General features: G+C 57.0%; 1 pseudogene. It reads right to left on the bottom strand.

What is annotated here, in order from left to right:
* Nucleotides 1-93 precede the first annotated feature (93 nt).
* Nucleotides 94-279: pseudogene (locus tag EN850_RS36080) on the bottom strand (guanylate kinase); the annotation flags it as partial.

Consider the following 279-nt stretch of genomic DNA (forward strand, 5'->3'; position numbering starts at 1 on the left):
CTTCGTTCAAGGACTCTGGGGCATGACGATGGACGAGACAGGGACGATCAAACTTGGTGGTCTGATCTCATTGATACCTCAGAGCTTCGGCTCTTACTCCAGCAAAGCCCGCACGAAATCGAACATGCCATGGCGGCGGTCTCGGCGGACGCGTTCGGCTTTGACGATTGCTTCGACGGCCTCGAAAGCGGCCTGAAGGTCGTCATTGAGGATGACGTAGTCATAGTCGCGCCAGTGCTCGATTTCCGCGCGGGAATTGAGGAGCCGGGTCTTGATCAC

This window comes from Mesorhizobium sp. M8A.F.Ca.ET.207.01.1.1 (assembly GCF_004794715.1).
In the GTDB taxonomy this organism is placed as follows: Bacteria; Pseudomonadota; Alphaproteobacteria; order Rhizobiales; family Rhizobiaceae; genus Mesorhizobium.